Genomic DNA, 465 nt, shown 5'->3' on the forward strand with positions numbered 1-465 from the left:
TCGATGCGCCTGGAGTTTTTCCCGAATGTGCTGAATTTTTCTGCGGAATCTCTCCCTGTGTATTGCTTCTGAAAAATACTCTTTTAGAATCCTGAAACCATTTTGTTGTGCTTCCAGCCAAAGCCTTTCTTCGGAATATAATTTTATTGCAACATCGGCAAAATTTTGTGGATCATCTTCAACAAAGCCACTCCAGGGCAGTTGCGGCGCCATACCTTCTGCTCCAAGGTTTGTGGTTACAGAAGGTGTCCCAACCTGCATGGCATCAGTGAATTTGCCTTTTATCCCCGCTCCGAATTGAAGCGGTGCCAGTAAAACTCTGGCATTTTTAATTACTCCTTTGGCGGATTCTGCTCTGCCGTAAACCACAAAACCTTCCTTTTCATTGTGCAGTTGCAGGATCTGCTGCGGAATATATGCTCCAAAAATGTGCATTTTTGCCTCCGGTAATCTTTCTCTAATCAG

General features: G+C 44.1%; 1 protein-coding gene. It reads right to left on the bottom strand.

Annotated elements, in window-relative coordinates:
* Nucleotides 1–465: glycosyltransferase family 4 protein (locus HC175_RS18320; protein ID WP_262887250.1), on the bottom strand; the 465-nt coding region annotated here is incomplete at its 3' end.

It is taken from the genome of Salinimicrobium oceani (assembly GCF_012037645.1).